The organism is Sphingomonas hankookensis, from assembly GCF_001619955.1.
Lineage (GTDB): Bacteria > Pseudomonadota > Alphaproteobacteria > Sphingomonadales > Sphingomonadaceae > Sphingomonas > Sphingomonas hankookensis_A.
In genome coordinates this window covers 35520-50792 of the sequence record NZ_LQQO01000045.1, presented here as the reverse complement: position 1 = coordinate 50792, position 15273 = coordinate 35520, and the positions used below count along the sequence as shown (strand labels likewise).

13 protein-coding genes and 2 tRNA genes are annotated in these 15273 nt (G+C 65.4%); 6 read left to right on the top strand and 9 right to left on the bottom strand.

Going from position 1 to position 15273, the window contains the following annotated elements:
• Nucleotides 1-11 precede the first annotated feature (11 nt).
• Nucleotides 12-3065, bottom strand: a complete 3054-nt coding sequence (locus tag AVT10_RS14775) for a TonB-dependent receptor (RefSeq protein WP_232308037.1) — start codon at nucleotides 3063-3065, stop codon at nucleotides 12-14.
• Nucleotides 3062-4090, bottom strand: a complete 1029-nt coding sequence (locus AVT10_RS14770; protein ID WP_066693135.1) for a LacI family DNA-binding transcriptional regulator — start codon at nucleotides 4088-4090, stop codon at nucleotides 3062-3064. Before AVT10_RS14770 ends, AVT10_RS14775 begins: the two co-directional genes overlap by 4 nt.
• Nucleotides 4091-4274: 184 nt before the next feature.
• Here AVT10_RS14770 and AVT10_RS14765 point away from each other — a divergent pair, with 184 nt between their 5' ends.
• Both AVT10_RS14765 and AVT10_RS14760 read left to right on the top strand, forming a co-directional pair.
• Nucleotides 4275-6560 carry a glycoside hydrolase family 3 N-terminal domain-containing protein gene (locus AVT10_RS14765; protein ID WP_066693132.1) on the top strand — a complete coding sequence of 762 codons (2286 nt, stop codon included), beginning with the start codon at nucleotides 4275-4277 and terminating at the stop codon, nucleotides 6558-6560.
• 57 nt (nucleotides 6561-6617) lie between these two features.
• The gene (locus AVT10_RS14760) at nucleotides 6618-6857 is read left to right on the top strand and encodes a hypothetical protein (protein WP_066693127.1); all 240 of its coding nucleotides are present in this window, start codon (nucleotides 6618-6620) and stop codon (nucleotides 6855-6857) included.
• Here the strand turns inward: AVT10_RS14760 and AVT10_RS14755 are convergent.
• Complete coding sequence (locus tag AVT10_RS14755) at nucleotides 6854-7735, bottom strand: ROK family protein (protein ID WP_232308036.1); 882 nt, start codon at nucleotides 7733-7735, stop codon at nucleotides 6854-6856. The two genes, AVT10_RS14760 and AVT10_RS14755, sit on opposite strands and share 4 nt — an antisense overlap.
• A 166-nt stretch (nucleotides 7736-7901) precedes the next feature.
• Between AVT10_RS14755 and AVT10_RS14750 the strand changes: the two genes are divergently transcribed.
• The 4 genes from AVT10_RS14750 (at nucleotide 7902) to AVT10_RS14735 (ending at nucleotide 11350) form a co-directional block, all read left to right on the top strand.
• Nucleotides 7902-8930, top strand: a complete 1029-nt coding sequence (locus AVT10_RS14750) for a LacI family DNA-binding transcriptional regulator (RefSeq protein WP_066693121.1) — start codon at nucleotides 7902-7904, stop codon at nucleotides 8928-8930.
• A 78-nt stretch (nucleotides 8931-9008) separates the two neighbouring features.
• Nucleotides 9009-9084, top strand: a tRNA-Ile gene (locus AVT10_RS14745).
• Nucleotides 9085-9129: 45 nt separating this feature from the next.
• Nucleotides 9130-9206, top strand: a tRNA-Pro gene (locus AVT10_RS14740).
• A gap of 107 nt (nucleotides 9207-9313) precedes the next feature.
• Entirely contained in the window at nucleotides 9314-11350 is a 2037-nt protein-coding gene (locus AVT10_RS14735; RefSeq protein WP_066693119.1) for a hypothetical protein, read from the top strand.
• Nucleotides 11351-11355: 5 nt separating this feature from the next.
• On the opposite strand, the gene AVT10_RS14730 is transcribed toward AVT10_RS14735, so the two are convergent.
• The 6 genes from AVT10_RS14730 to AVT10_RS14705 all read right to left on the bottom strand — a co-directional run bounded on the left by AVT10_RS14730 (nucleotide 11356) and on the right by AVT10_RS14705 (nucleotide 15115).
• On the bottom strand, nucleotides 11356-11685 hold the full coding sequence (locus AVT10_RS14730) for a type II toxin-antitoxin system YafQ family toxin (RefSeq protein WP_066693112.1): 330 nt from the start codon (nucleotides 11683-11685) through the stop codon (nucleotides 11356-11358).
• Nucleotides 11678-11941 (bottom strand): type II toxin-antitoxin system RelB/DinJ family antitoxin, encoded by a 264-nt coding sequence (locus AVT10_RS14725; RefSeq protein ID WP_232308035.1) that lies wholly within the window; start codon nucleotides 11939-11941, stop codon nucleotides 11678-11680. Before AVT10_RS14725 ends, AVT10_RS14730 begins: the two co-directional genes overlap by 8 nt.
• 178 nt (nucleotides 11942-12119) lie before the next feature.
• Nucleotides 12120-12836: a MobA/MobL family protein gene (locus AVT10_RS14720; protein ID WP_066693108.1), complete on the bottom strand. Its 717-nt coding sequence runs from the start codon at nucleotides 12834-12836 to the stop codon at nucleotides 12120-12122.
• 88 nt (nucleotides 12837-12924) lie between these two features.
• Nucleotides 12925-13458 (bottom strand): hypothetical protein, encoded by a 534-nt coding sequence (locus AVT10_RS14715; protein WP_126013849.1) that lies wholly within the window; start codon nucleotides 13456-13458, stop codon nucleotides 12925-12927.
• Nucleotides 13459-13543: 85 nt separating this feature from the next.
• The gene (locus AVT10_RS14710; protein WP_066693103.1) at nucleotides 13544-14191 is read right to left on the bottom strand and encodes a hypothetical protein; all 648 of its coding nucleotides are present in this window, start codon (nucleotides 14189-14191) and stop codon (nucleotides 13544-13546) included.
• Nucleotides 14192-14284: 93 nt separating this feature from the next.
• A complete protein-coding gene (locus tag AVT10_RS14705) occupies nucleotides 14285-15115 on the bottom strand; it encodes a hypothetical protein (protein WP_066693101.1) in 831 nt (276 codons plus the stop codon).
• Between the last annotated feature and the right edge of the window lie 158 nt (nucleotides 15116-15273).

The following is a 15273-nucleotide window of genomic DNA, read 5'->3' as shown; positions in this document are numbered from 1 at the left end:
GAGGGAAGTGGTTAGAAGTTGAAGCCCGCCGACAGCTTGATCGTGCGCGGCTGGTTGCCGCCGATGCTGAACGACGAACGCTCGCCATAGACGTGCTGCGTGCCGTCGGTGCGGCTGTTGTCGAGTGGGTTGTTGTTGAAGTCGATATAGTTGCGATCGTTCATCAGGTTGATGATGTCGACGCGGAAGCGAATCCGTGCGGTATCATTGACGAACCGGATCGGGATATACTTCGTCGCGGCGACGTCGAGCTGACGACGGCCCCACTGATCGCCGAGACTGTCGCGGAACGCGCCGACGAACGTACGCTGATACGGGTTCGAAGTGTTGAACGGCGCGACCTGGAACAGCGGCGATTCGATCGAGAACTTGCTCGACAGTGTCAGCCCGATCGGCGTGTCGACGCTACCCGCCATGACGAAGCGGTGGCGCGGTACGCCGGCCGACCGCAGCGTCGGGTAATCGTCGATCGACGGGAAATCGAGGCTGAACGTTTCGCCGAACTGCCGGTTTTCCGACGCTTCGGTGAAGGTGTAGGTCGCATCGAGGCTCCACGGCGACGTCGGCGAATAGGGCTTGGTCAGCTTGACATATGCCGAATCCGCGTCGGTCTTGAGACCGTTGTCGCCGATGAGGATCGAACCGAAGCCCGGCGGCGTGAACGGGAAGGGCGACTGCGGCGTCGGCGCGGCGGTCGTCGGGCCGCTGGCGAAGAAAGAGCCGTCGGGACGACGGTTGCCCAGCAGATATACGAAGCCGTCACGGCTCGAGATATGCTGATAGCCGACCTCGAGTTCGATCGGATTGAACCGCGACCGGAAGCCGAGCGACACCTGATCCGAATAGGGCATCTTCAAGTCGTTCTTGATGAAGCGCAGTTCGCGCCCACCGCCCGTGCTGCTCTGCGCCAACTGCGCCCGACCTTCCGCCGTCAGGTAAATCGGGTTCCAAGCGATGCAGGTCGACGACGGCGTGCACTGGTTGAGCGGGTTCGCGCCCTGGAACAGGAAAGTGCGCTGCTGGAACGCACCAACCGACAGCTCCTGTTGCAGGAAGTCGAACTGGTTGCGATCGTACGACCGGCCGAATCCGCCGAAGACAGTGAAGCGACCTTCCTCATCGATGCGATAGGTGAAGCCGACACGCGGCTGGATGGCGCCCATGAACGCCTTCCGGTTGTTGCCGGTCGAGATGAAGTCGTTGATGTTGTAATCGGCACCCTGCAGGTTCGGGTACTGTGCGATCGCGGTCAGGTTCGACTGCGGCGTCACGAAGTCGAGGAACGCGGGCGTGCGTTCATAATCCCACCGCACGCCGAGGTTCAGCGTCAGCCGGTCATTCACGTCCCAGTCGTCCTGCACGTAGATGCCGAACTGGAAGTTCTTCGACTGGATCGACGAACTGCCGAAGCCGCTCGGTGCGCCAAACTGCAGGCGATACGGAACGTCGGTCTGAAAGCCGGTCGGGCTGAACAGGTTTACATCATAGGTATAGGAACCGTTGATGTTGTTCTGTTCGAGCGTGTTAAGGTCGACCCACTTCGCCTTCACACCCGTCTTGAAGGTGTGACCCTCTAGACCGGTGTAGGTAAAGTCGTTCTGGACGGTCCAGCCCTTCTGCCCCTTGTTCTGGTTGTTGGTGCCGCCACCGATACGCAGGAGATCGATGCGGACCGGCCCGTTGGCGCGCTGTTCAGTGCGCTGGAAGAACTGGTTGATGCCCGGTTCCGCCGGCTGAGGTGCCCAGCTGACGTCTTCGTACGACACACGGAAATCGTTGATCCAGTTGTCGGCGGTGTGCTGCCACCGCGCCATGCCACGCAGTTCCTCGACCGAATTGTTCGTTCGGGTCGAAAAGGCGCTGATGCCGCTGCCCAGACTGTCACCGCTTTCCTTGCGGTACTTGGCGGTAAACTCGATCAAATCCTCGGCAGTCGGCGAAATGTCGATCTTGCCGAAGATCAGGTCTTCGTTGAACGTGTTGGTAAAGTTGCCGAAGCGCGAGCGCAGGTCGGCCGGCAACACGTTGATGTCGACGCCGTTGCCCGGCAGTACGTCGACCGGGCGTTCCTGACGCTTGCCTTCATAGCTGGCGAAGAAGTGCGCGACATCCTTGATGATCGGGCCGCCCAGCGCGACGCCGTACTGGATGTCCTTGGTGTCGACTTTCTTCACCCGTGTCGGGAATAGTTCGGTCGGGCGATAATCGCGCAGGTCCTGGTTCGTGAAGTCGACGAACCCTTCGCCGTGGAACTCGTTCGTACCCGACTTGGTGCCGGCGACGATCGCGACCGAGCTGACCTGATCGAATTCCGCCTTATAGTTCGACGACAGCACCTGATATTCGCCGATGGCGAGCTGCGGGAACGGGTTGCCCGGCGTCGAGTCCTGGCCCGTCACGCCGTTCTTGAGGACATAGTCCTTCTGGCTGACGCCATCGATGAAGACGTTGACTGAGTTCGACCGTTGTGCGCCGCCCTGCAGACGGGCCTGGCCGTTGGCGCCTTCCTCGACGAAGCGGACGCCCGGCGCCAGATCGGCGAAGGCGAGGAAGTTGCGGTTGTTCTGCGGCAGTTGCTCGATCAGGCGCTGCGTGATGTTGATGCCGACCTGACCGCCCGACAGGGTCCGGATGCGGCTGCCGGTGACGATGATTTCCTCGTCGTTCGACGCGACGCTGCCCGGATCGGTTTCGGTCGTCTCACCGGCCGGAGCGGCCGCGGCGGTCGTCAGGTCGAGGTCGAGGCCGGCATTCTGGCCGACGCGCAGCGTGAATTCGTCCGAATTGCGCGTGCCGTTGGTCAGCTGGATTTCCAGCCGATAGGTGCCGGCGCGCAGCGAGGCGAAGTTGTACGTCCCGTCGGCCGCGATCGTGGCGGTACGGCGGATGCCGGTCGCGACTTCGACCGCGGTGACCTGGGTCGCCTTGTTATCCGCGGGCGACGTGATCGTCCCGCGCAGCGAGGCCTGTCCGACCTGGGCGTGCGCCGCCATCGGGGCGACAAACGCCCCCGTGGCCAGCGTCGTCGCGGCGGCGAGCGCCGCGCGGATCATGGTTTTCCTCATGCGTATATTCCCCTTTGTTCCCGGTTTTCCGGGTCTTCCCTTGGTGAAGTGGTGTCGCGCACGACCAGCATCGGTGCGCGCAGTTCGACGCTGCGGTCGTCGCGGCCGTCGATCTGTTCGATCAGGCGCGCGACCGCGCGTTCACCGAGACCTGCGATGTCGATTCGCAGGGTGGTGAGCGATGGCGAGATGAGGCGGGCGAGCGGGATGTCGTCGAACCCGGCGATTGCCACCCGCCCGGGAACGGCGATGCCGGCGCGGCGAAATGCCATCAATGCGCCGATCGCCATCATGTCGTTCGCGGCGAAAACCGCATCGACATCCGTCCCCTCCCGAACCAGTCGTTCCGCTACGGAAACGCCCGACTCTTCGAGAAAGGTTCCATATTCGACGACGGATTCGAGGCCGGCGGCGGCCATCGCCGCACGGTATCCCGCAAGTCGTTCCTCGGCATCGATATTTCCGGCAGGACCCGCCAGATGCACGATCCGTCGCCGTCCGGTCGCGACCAGATGCTCGACCATCGTCCGCGCGCCGGCTGCGTTGTCGATGCGCAGTTCGGGGCGTGGCTGATGGTGCGGGGCGCAGCTGACCAGCACCGCCGGGACGCCGGGGGGCAGGTGGCCGAACAGCTGGTCCGGGTCGATATGCGGTGCCATCACCACCAGCCCGTCGACCCGCCCGCGCATCGTGTGCAGCGCCTCGACGCCGCGCGCCGGATCGGCATGCATGTTGGACAGCAGGAGTTGCAGCCCGCGCTCCGACGCCTCGCGGTCCATGCCGCGCAGCAGTTCGGAAAAGAATTCACCGTGCAGGTCCGGCAACACCACGCCGATCGCGTTGGACCACGCCAGGCTGAGCGAGCGCGCTCCGGCATGCGGGACATAGCCGAGCGCCTGTGCGGCGGCCTCCACCTTCTCGCGCAGCGCGGGGCGGACGTTTTCGTGCCGGTTGAGGACGCGCGAAACCGAAGCGACGGACACGTCCGCCGCGCGAGCCACATCGCGGATGGTGGCATTCGCCATGCTCTTTCGGTCCACTCCCTGCGTCGCCGCGCCTATTCGCGACGAATCCGACGGCCGCCTGCCGTTCGCTCTTGATGTAACCGGTTACATGAATCTACAACGCGCTTCAACACCAGATTCGACAACACAGATTTGAAACACCGGCGCGACTGGATCGTTGCGCAAACGACACAGAGGGGATCGCATGGAAGACATCCGCATTTCGCGCCGCGCATGGTTGATGGGCGCGGGTGCCGTGGCGGCGTGGAGCGCGTCACCGGCTCGGGCGCTACTGGCACAGGCGGGCGACCGCCTGCCGGCATCGGTCGAGGCGCTGATCGGCCAGATGACGGTCGAGGAAAAATGCGGCCAGCTGACGTTGATGGCCGCCGCCTGGGCGGGGGGCGCCGCGAATGCGCTCAACCCGATCAGCGCGACCGCGACGTTCGACGAGCAGCTGGCGCAGGTTCGCACCGGGCGGCTGACCGGCGTGTTCAACGGCAATGGTGCGGAAATGGCGCGCCGGATGCAGACGGTCGCGATGCGCGAGCAGCGGCTGAAGGTGCCGCTGCTGTTCGCCGCCGACATCATCCATGGTTTCCGCACCGTGTTCCCGATGCCGCTGGCGGAGGCGGGCAGCTTCGACGCCGACCTCGCCGAACGTACCGCGCGCGCGGCGGCGGTCGAGGCGTCGGCGGCGGGCATCGACTGGACCTTCGCACCGATGGTCGACATCGCCCGCGACCAGCGCTGGGGTCGCGGTATCGAAGGGGCGGGCGAGGACCTGCTGCTGGGCAAGGTCATGGCCGATGCCCGGGTGCGTGGCTTCCAGGGCCGTCGCGGGCTGACCGCCGACGACGCCGTTGCCGCCTGCGCGAAGCATTTCGCCGCCTATGGCGCGGCGGAGGCCGGACTGGACTATAACACGGTCGATATCTCCGAACGGACGTTGCGCGAAACCTATTTCCCGCCGTTCCAGAGCGCCTTCGCCGCCGGTGCGCCGACGACGATGGCGTCGTTCAACGAATTGTCCGGCGTGCCGGCGACCGCGAATCCGTGGTTGCTCGACACGATCCTGCGCAAGGAGTGGGGGTTCGGCGGGCTGGTCGTGTCCGACTATACCGGTGACGAGGAACTGATCGCCCACGGCTTCGCCGCCGATGCGCGCGAGGCGACGAAGCTCGCCTTCCTGGCGGGCGTCGACATGTCGATGCAGTCGGGTTTCTATATCAAGCACTTGCCCGACCTTGTGGCGAAGGGCGAGGTGCCGATGGCGCGGCTCGATCAGGCGGTGCGCCGCGTGCTGGCCTTGAAGGCGCAGCTCGGCCTGTTCGACGATCCGTTCCGCCGGATCGATCCGCGCCGCGAAAAGCAGCGGGTGCGGACGGCTGCGCACCTCAAGCTGTCCCGTGAGGCCGGTGCGCGGTCGATCGTGATGCTGAAGAATGACGGCGACCTGCTGCCGCTGGCCAAGTCGGGCAAGAAGATCGCGCTGATCGGCCCGTTCGTGCAGGGGCAGCGCGAACTGATCGGCACGTGGAACGTCTATGGTTCGGATGCCGAGGCGGTCGACCTGCTGACCGGCGTGCGCGCGGCGGTTACCGATCCCTCGCTGGTCACCGCCGTCGACGGATCGGGCATCACCGATGCGATCCCCGGCGGGATCGAGGCGGCGGTAATCGCCGCCTCGCAGGCCGATGTGGTGCTGCTGGCGATCGGCGAATCGCAGCGCATGTCGGGCGAGGCGCAGTCGCGGGTCGATATCGGTATTCCGCAGGCGCAGCTCGATCTGGCGCAGGCGGTGCTCGCGACCGGCAAGCCGACCGTCGTCTTGCTGCGCAACGGCCGGGCGATGGTGCTGGAAAAGCCGGTGCTGGATGCGCGTGCGATCCTCGTCACTTGGTTCCTGGGATCGCAGAGCGGCCCGGCGACCGCCGACATCCTGTTCGGCGACATGTCGCCGTCCGCTCGCCTACCGGTCAGCTTCCCCTATTCGACCGGGCAGCAGCCCTATTATTATGCGCACAAGACCACCGGTCGCCCGAACCCGCCGGGGCCGCTCGCCGAATATAAGGCGCGCTATCGCGAAGGGCCCAGTGCCGCCCGCTTCCCGTTCGGGCACGGCCTGACCTATGGTCGTATCGCCTATAGCGACCTCGATCTCGGCGGCGGGCGGCTGAACACCGACGGCGCGCTGAAGGTCCGCGCGCGCATCACCAACAGCGGCACCCGCGCCGCGACCGAGGTGGTGCAGCTCTACATCCACGACGTTGCCGCCAGCATCACCCGTCCGGTGCGCGAGCTGAAGGCGTTTCAGCGGGTGGCACTAGCGCCCGGTGAATCGAAGATCGTGGAGTTCACCCTGCGCGCCGACGATCTGCGCTTCATCGGCACGCAGAATCGCCCGACCGTCGAACCGGGCAGCTTCCGCATCTGGGTCGCACCATCGGCCGAGGCGGACGGCGTCAATGGCAGCTTCGTGCTGGCGTAACGCACCCGGCATCGGTCTTCGTGCGTTAACTCCCTGAACGGCAAGGAGAAGCGCGCGATGACCGACGACGGAAAGCAACCCAATCAGGCGGTCGGTGGCGGTTCCGACGCCGCCAAACCCGATGGCGTCAATACTTCGCCCAGCGGCGGCGAATCTGCCGGCGGCGCCTATCCCAACCCGCATGACGACAGCGATGCCGGCCGCTTCGATGGCGGGCAGAGCGAAAAGGACTATCATGGCGGTCCGGGCGGCGCCCACAACGACGCAACCGGGACCGACAAGTCCGACGCGGATTAGGCGCCCGGGAGCACGCCCTGCGCCATGACCAAGGTGCCGAGCGGGCCGGCTTCATCGCCCAAGCCCGCCCGCACGATCCGCTCGGCGATCGAGTGCTCGTCGACGAAGCCCAGATAGCCGGCCAACGCCGCGACCGTGCGTTCGCGCACCATCGGCAGCACCTGCGGCTGACCCAGCCCGACGCCACCGCCGACGATGAGGCGGGCAGGGGACAGGGTGAGGAACAGCATCGCGAACGCCTCGCCCAGCGCATCGGCGACATCGCGCCACGCCGGATCGTCGGCCGTCAGCAGATGCGCCGGCTTGCCCGCCCGTGCGGCGATCGCCGGCCCACTGACCAGCCCTTCAAGACAATCGCCATGGAACGGGCAGGCACCGGCAAAATCGTCGCCCGCGCGACGTCGCACGCGGATATGCCCGGCCTCCGGGTGCATCATGCCGGTGACCGGCTGCCCGTTGGCGATGATTCCCATGCCAACCCCGGTGCCGACCGTGACATAGAGGAAATCGGACAGGCCGACGCCGGCGCCATGGCGCCCTTCGCCCAGCGCCGCGCCGGTCACGTCGGTATGGAACGCCACCCGGTCGAACCCGGCGGCAAGGGGGCCGACGATGTCCGCGCCCGCCCAATGCGGCTTGGGCGTCGGCAGCATCCGCCCTTGCTCAACCGAGATCGGCCCGAAGCTGGCGATGCCGATCGCTTCGGGACGATGGATTCGCCGCCATTCGGCGAGCTTCGCGGCCAGCGCTCCCAATGTTTCGCCGGGTGTCGTGGTCGGCACGCGGAAGCTGTCGAGGATCGTGTCGCCCCGTCCGATCACCGCGATCGACTTGGTCCCGCCCAGTTCGACACCGGCCACCATCCTGTCCGCAACCATCGATCGATCCTCTTCCGCTGGAACCCGGTCATGCCGCAGCGACCGAGGTCGCGACAAGCCGTGTCGTTACAATCGCCGTTACTTGGCCCTGCAATCGTTTGCAACCATGCTGCTCGCGGTCACATTCCGCTGGCCGAACAATCCAATATGTTCCTACAAGTACGCCATGGACGAATATTCGACAGCGCGTTCCCCCGTACGAACGATTGCCGATCTGGCGCGGCTGGCCGGGGTGTCGCCGGGTACGGTATCGCGCGCGCTGGCCGGCAAGTCGCTGGTCAATGCCGAAACCCGTGACCGCATCCAGGCGCTGGCCGCCGAACACAGCTTTCGCCCGAACCAGATGGCCAGCCGGTTGCGGACGCAGCGCACCGGCGTGATCGGCGTGGTCGTTCCGCTGGGCCATGAGCGGCGCCAGCATCTGTCCGACCCGTTCTTCATGACCATGCTCGGATTCCTCGCCGACCGGCTTACCGAGGACGGTTACGACCTGATGCTGTCGCGCGTCATCCCGGACGCGACCGACTGGCTGGAACGGATCGTCGATTCGGGGATGATGGACGGCGTGCTGCTGATCGGCCAGTCCGACCAGTTCCACACGATCGAGCGTGTCGCCCGCCGCTACCGCCCGCTGGTGGCGTGGGGCAGCAGCAACCTGCCCGGCCAGGTGCATTGCGCGGTCGGCACCGACAATATCGCCGGCGGCCGGCTGGCGGGCGAACGGCTGATCGAGCGCGGGGCCAAGCGCATCGCGTTTCTGGGCGAACTGCGCGCACCTGAAATCCGGCAACGTTGCGAAGGCGTGGCGCAGGCGATGGCGATGGCCGGCATCGCCAAGCCGCCGATCCAGCTCGACACCCATCTCGCATCCGACATCATGGAGCAGGAGATCGCCGCGCATCTCGATCGCGTCGGTGGCGAGATCGACGGCATCGCCGCCGCGTCCGACGTCATCGCGCTGACCACGCTGCGGGTGCTGGCCGACCGCGGCCTGCGCGTGCCGGGTGACCTGCCGGTTGTCGGCTATGACGACCTGCCGCTGTCGTCCAGCGCCGTGCCGCGCATCACGACCGTCCGCCAGGATATCGCCCGTGGCGCCAATGAAATGGTGTCCGCGCTGTTCCGCCGGATCGCGGGCGAGGATGCGCCCTCGGTCGTCATGTCGCCGATCCTGGTCGAACGCGACTCCGCCTGATCGCGCGGGAAGCGGGCAGGGCATGATCGCCCTTGCGCAATCCCCGCGCCCGACGCTATCGCTCCGCACGTACAGCGTGGGCCTGTAGCTCAATGGTTAGAGCTGGCCGCTCATAACGGCTAGGTTGCGGGTTCGAGTCCTGCCGGGCCCACCAACGCTTGTACCGCGCGGCATTTGCGACTAGGGCCGCGCTTCGCGTCGGGGAGTGGCGCAGTCTGGTAGCGCGCCTGCTTTGGGAGCAGGATGTCGCAGGTTCGAATCCTGTCTCCCCGACCACTTTATCGCGAAAGCGACGGATTTCCGCCAATTTGCGTGGCTTGCTATCGTGGTCTGTAACATGGACCGACTACACGATGGTAGGACACGCCGAAAGGCGAAGGCCCTTGGCCCATATCCCCCATACCCGTCGAACGAACGGCCGCTACGTCTTCCAGCGTCGCGTTCATTACCGAAATCTTATCTCGAAACCGGTACCGCTCGCGCTGGGCACCGCCGATCCGAAGGTCGCGCGGACCCGCGCGGCGATCCTGTCGGCGCGCTTCGTCCGGGTTAAGTCGAGCGTGGATGCGATGCTGGAAGAAGGAAGACGCCTCACCGGACCCGAGATCGAGGCGCTGTTCCGCAATGCGCTCGAAGCCGAGCTCACCTCCTATGTCCACAGTGCGTATGAAAATGCGTCCTGGTCGTCGTCCGTGCCCGAGGTCGCCGCGCAGGAAGCCGAAGCCTACCGGATCATCCGCCGCCCCGACCGTCATCTCGGGCTGACCGACCAGGACCGCGCCGAACTGGTGGCACGCGGACTTGGTGCCGACGTCCCGGCAATCGAGGACTATGCGCAGCAGATTCGCGATCTGCTGACTGACGCTGTGGTGGCAAAGCGGCTCGAAGCGATCGGCGCGCCGGTTCACGCGGACACCATCGCCGTCGCCCGGACGCACCTGATCCGCGCCGCGGCAAGTGCTTGCACCCGGGTCCAGCGCGTCTTCGACGACGACATCATGGACGCGGCCGACCCCATCGCCGCGCTGATGGCAGATCTTGGTCCCCCAGCCACACTGCCGAAGCCGATAGCAATCACCGAGCCGGTGGTCGTCCCGATCACGCCGCCGATCGACAGCCAGTTTCAGGTCTATGACCCGCGTCCGTTCAGTGCCGCGATCGACGACATACTGACCGACCTGAAAACAGACGGTATCTGGAAGGGAGACTTGCGGCAGCAGCGCCGCATCATGGAAACATTCGCCTGGATCACCGGGGACAAACCGCTCGGCGCCTACAATCACCTCGATGCGGCGACGTTCAAGAAGGGCATGCAGAAACTGCCTGCCCGCTTCTATTATGGCTCGCTGACCGAGGGTGCCATGTCGCGCCCGTTCGCGGACGTCCTCGCCGAGCTGCCGCCGGTTGCTCCCGCCGATCGGCGCAATCCCAAGACCATCAATCGCGACCTGTCGACGATGGCGACCGTTGCCAGGCACCTGGCTACCACGTCGTGGAAGCCGCGCCTGCCGGGCACGACGGTGATGGACTTCGGTGCCGGGCGCATCGCGATCAAGGTCGATCCGAATATCGATACCCGCCCGCCGTGGACCACGGCGCACCTCGAACATCTCTTCGCCTCTCCGCTCTACACCGGCGGCGGTGGCGCGCTGAAACGCCTGCGCGACGCTGGACGCGATCGGCAGGTCTGGCACGATGCCGCCTATTTCCTGCCGTTGCTCTGGTTTTACCATCATAGTTGCCGCGAGGAGACTGCAGGGCTTGAGGTCGCCGACGTCGTCACGGACCACCCCGTCCCGCACTTCCACATTCGCGATAATCTGACCCGTGGCCGCGATGGCGAAATGGCTGGCGAAAAGCGCGGTGCGCGCAACCGCAAGCTGCCGGTCCATGCAGAACTGATCCGGCTCGGCTTTCTGGACTATGTCGATGCGATCCGGGCCGAGGGGCATGTCGCGCTTTTTCCCGAACTCTACGTCAACGAGGAGAAGCGCGGCGGCGCGCATTTCTACGAACGCGCCTGGCAGCACATGGTCGATTACATCGCCGAGCGGCTACCACTGCCCATGAACCCCGCCGGCAAGGGGCCGGACATCCATTCGATCCGTGCCCTCGGCTCGAGCTTCTACGAGGTCGATGGCGTCAATGCGTTGATGCGCGCGGACGTCATGGGCCACGCCCGTGAAGGGACGAATGGCAAGCACTATTCGAAGCGCATGGCGACGGAAGGACTTGATGTCGTCCTCCCGGAGCGGCGCGACTTCATCGAACGCTATGTCCCCACGATTACCGGCAACATCGAGCCGCACCCGATACGGCTGCTGCCGCTCGAAAAGCGTTCAAGGGTCGGTGCCGGCATCACGCGCAAGCGTCGCAGTGATGCCGGAGTGTCACGGACCGGAGCAGGTGGCGATCGATAAGGCCGTTACTCGCCGAACAGGTCGGCGTGCGTTCCAGCCCTGACGAAGACGATGGTGCCGCCCTTACCGGCACCGTCGTCTGTTTTGTAGATGAGCAGGAAGTCCCCGCCGACATGGCATTCGCGGTGCGAGGACCATTCGCCCTTGAGCGGGTGATCCTTCCATTCCGGCCCCAGCGGCGCGTCGTTGGCGATGAGCAGGAGCATGACGGCCTTCAGCCGGTTCATGTCATACCGGCCCGAACCGGACAGGCGGGTCCAATCCTTGCTGAACGCCTTCGTATAGTCGCAGGCACGGGGATGAGAGGCGCGCTTGGTCTGAGCGCCCTTAGCCATCCAGCGTCCCGATCATCGCCTCACCATCCTCGAACCGGTCCGCACGCGAGGCAATGATGGCATCCGCTTCGAGCATCGCTTGCCGGGTGGCGGCGTTAGGGACCTTCAGTTCGAGCGGGAGCGCCTGGTCGGCCACGATGCGGTGATAGAGAAGCCGCACCGCATCCGCCGCCGACAGGCCCATCGCGGCGAGCGCTGCATTGCCCTTGGTCTTGATGTCTTCGTCCAGCCGGACGTGAAGCATGGTAGAGGCCATCACCGACTCCTGTATCTCAAATGAGATACATAGAACCAAGGCCATCACGGTCAAGGTTCTATGTATGCCACAGTCAGTTGCTGCCTTCCAATTGGCCGGCCCGGCCTTCACTCGCATCCGCATCCAGCGAGCGGCTATGCCCGAACCCAGCCGGCTGACGGATCGCTGGGTCTCACCGCTAGGACAGGATCGGCAGCGTCGACCATCGAAAGCCCGCCTGTGCCATCAGACGGGTCGTGGCGCACCGCCTTCGCCACGCGACACCAAGTCGCCGTTGCTGTTCCGAGGACGCGATCCAGGCAGGATGCCGTTCACCCTTTCTGGCACCCGTCTTCCACCGCCGTGCCGTGACGATCGCGTGGCCATGCGGCGAAACGAGCCAATCCCCATTGCATCCCTCAAGTGCGTGAACGGCCCATGCGACGGCGGCACCCTTGCTGGACAACTCACGCTCAAGGAAGCCCCGGAACATCCAGTGCCAATGCGTCGGCGACACGCTCTCTGGAATCTGCGCCATGACGTGCCAGGCGCTGACGGCGGTTGGATCGCCGGTCGCGAACGCCGCCTCGTCGGCATCCTGCCAGATCCGGTAGCCCTCGGTTGCCCATAGCGGAGCGTTGGCCGGCAACAACAGGCCTGCACCGCGAAGCTCACACCGTCGTTCCGCGAACGCAGCGGGCATAGGACCAAAGCGGTCCTCGACGTCCGAGTCCCGCCAGATATAGGCCGCGTTGCACGTCGCTGTCTTGTAGCTCGGCATGCGGTGAACCAGCCGCCAGTCTTCGGAGATGGGTCGAATCTTGAAGTCGATCGCATCGGCAGGCCGGCGATTGCGGGGCGGAGCTGCGAGGAGGGCACGACGGGCGTCGGCAAGTTCGGCTTTGGTTATGAACATGGGTGTCTCCTAGAAACGACGACGCCGCCCGGATCAGGGGCGGCGTCGTCGGAAGCATCGTGATCCACGATGCTGATGGTGAGGGGTGTCAGGCGGCGATCTTGAGATGTTCGTGTGGGATTGCGTCCTTGAACGTGCCCCCCGGCGGCACCCAGAGCGCCTTTTCCAGCGTCAGCGGTACCTCCATCGCGGCCGCATGCTGCCAGCGACGCCAGGCGATCTCTTCTCCCCGCGCCTTGCGGTGTCTGGGCGGCAGCTTGGCGCTGGTCAGGAACGACCGCGGGCCAATGAACCAACGGCGATCATAGGCCAGCAGTTCGAGCGGTGCTTTCTCGTCCGCTGCATACAGATGGACGTCTGGGATCCATGCCACGCCTGCACCTTGTCGAACCGCCAGGGACACGCTCGATGGTGCGTCGATATCCAGCGCGAAGGCGACGTGGACCGGATCACTTCCCTTGTCGGCCGCGATCTGCGTCAATTCCAACGCTTGAGAAACGTCGCGCGGCGAGCTGGAGCGCCATGCCGTCGTGTGGAACGGCAGCGCGTAGGCCGGATAGTTCATCAAGGTGCGCAGGGCGATGCACCAAGCTTGTGCATGGTCGAGATATGGTGAGGTCATTATGGTCTCCTGTTCGATGATGACGGTCTGTCTTCCGCGGGTTCTTTTTCCGCTCTCCAACGAACCTCGCCTTCTCCATTTCTCGTCAGGCAGGACTGCCGGTGGGCACCACTGCGTTCATGCGCCGGCGGCGCAGAACCCAGGCGTCGGTAGCCGCCTCGGCTTCGAGCCCGGACACGCTGGCGGCACGGACGAAGGTTCGCCAGATCGCCAGCGCCTCGTCCGCGAGGTCGCGGCGAAGCCGGTCGGTCGCGCCGACCGCCCAGTCGCCGGTCATCGCGTCGATGTTCCAGGCGGGCGCATAGATCGCCATGTCCTTCGCGACTTCGGCAAACGCCGGCGCGCCAGCACCGCCATGCTGTAGCGCCATGTCGACGACGCCGCCGGTGAGCAGCAGACGGAGCCGTTCGAGGAAGCGATGGGCAACTGCAGGCGGAGCCGTCGCGGCCGCGTCGAGTAGCGCCGGGACGAGGCAGTGGTCGACGTTCCAGCCGATCAGCATGGCCTCGCCCGGCAGACGGGCCACGGCCCATTCGAGCAATGTGCCCTCTGCCTCGCCTGCCGGAATGGCATGAGCGCGACGTGCAAAGCGCCAGCGACCCTTGTCGTCACGTTCGGCGATGAAGATCGCGATGCCGACGAGATGCTGGCCGGCAGCGTGACGGCCATTGAGGGAGGCTGGCATTGGAACGGTTGCGGTGGTGACTGCGACATAGCTGGGATTCGTGATCATTCATGCTCCGATGGGCACACGTCATCGCGCCGCCGGCATTGCCGGCAGCGGATGTCCAGGTTGATGGGTGGACAGGCCTTGGCGCCCGGCGGATCAGCGTGCGCTGGCGGCGAAGGCCTGCTCGTCGCGCTCCTGCGCAAGCCGAAGTTCAGCATCGGCCGATGCCCTTGCGGCGCGAAAGCCCGGTGCATGGGCCAGCGCCCAGCGGGCGGGTGGGCACTCGGCGAATCCGCGGAAGGGTTTGAGTTCAGGCGTCGTCTGGAGCCAGACGGCGAAGTCCGCCAGCGGCAGCGCCAGTTCGGCCGGGTCAGCGTTCTTCCACGCGGCCCAATGAAGCCATACGATCCAGGTGGCGATGGTGTCCTCGGCGACGTAGCCCAGAACCGCTTCGACATCCCCCGCGCGCCACAAAGCGCCGACGTCGGATCCGTGGATCGACGTCTTCACGGGGATTTGCAGCGTCTCGCAGACCGCCGCCAGTGACAGCGTACGCGACGAACCATACCCAGACATCTGATCGGCCAGATCGCAATGGGTCGTATCGTAGCGGCTGGCCTGAGCCTGCCGAGCCAGACCCGGGAGGCCGAACATGTGGTGGGACATCGCCTGCAGCCGAAGAACCGGCAGATCGAAACCCTTCGAATTCCAACCGATGCCGACGACTCCGGCCGGGAGGCACGCATCGACCTTGCGGTAAAACTGCGCCTCCTCGTTGTGGTGACAGACCAGCACATTCAACCGGAAGCTGTGCGCGCCATCGGTGCCCCGCGTTGCGGCCAGAAACGCCGCCGCTACCGGCTGGTGCCGGGGGATCGGGGGAAAGCTGCCGTCCGTCGGTTCGTCTTGGACGATGGTTTCGATGTCAAACGCAACCACCTGCTCCGTGGGGTGATCGTCGCGGGGACGCTGTTGCCAGATGCCCATATGCTATTCCTCATGTCGAAGGACGCACCGCCCGGTGGCGGTGCGGATCGATCGGAGCGGCGGCCGCGACATGCAGCTTTTCCTCAACTCCTGACCGATCACGACGCCCGCTTCAGACAGGCTCTGCACACGCCGCACGCCGACACAGGAATGGCGCA